The sequence below is a fragment of the Serratia sp. HNCC26DJ244 genome (assembly GCF_057180565.1).
Map to the genome: position 1 here is coordinate 1 of NZ_JBXUGO010000109.1, position 561 is coordinate 561.

Annotated in this window: 1 rRNA gene; it reads right to left on the bottom strand. The window is 51.7% G+C overall.

Going from position 1 to position 561, the window contains the following annotated elements:
- Nucleotides 1-549 (bottom strand): 23S ribosomal RNA (locus AC2A06_RS18810); the annotation flags it as partial.
- Nucleotides 550-561: the final 12 nt, after the last annotated feature.

Here is a 561-nt window from a genome sequence, read left to right on the forward strand (position 1 = left end):
AACAAGTAGGCTCCCACTGCTTGTACGTACACGGTTTCAGGTTCTATTTCACTCCCCTCGCCGGGGTTCTTTTCGCCTTTCCCTCACGGTACTGGTTCACTATCGGTCAGTCAGGAGTATTTAGCCTTGGAGGATGGTCCCCCCATATTCAGACAGGATAACACGTGTCCCGCCCTACTCATCGAACTCACAATCCATGCATCTTCGTGTACGGGACTATCACCCTTTACTGTGCGACTTTCCAGACGCTTCCACTGACACACAAACTGATTCAGGTTCTGGGCTCTTCCCCGTTCGCTCGCCGCTACTAGGGGAATCTCGGTTGATTTCTTTTCCTCGGGGTACTGAGATGTTTCAGTTCCCCCGGTTCGCCTCCTGCCACTATGTATTCATGACAGGATAGTGCAACGAATTGCACTGGGTTTCCCCATTCGGGTATTGTCGGTTGTAACGGTTCATATCACCTTACCGACACTTTTCGCAGATTAGCACGCCCTTCATCGCCTCTGACTGCCTAGGCATCCACCGTGTACGCTTAGTCGCTTAACCTCACAACCCGAA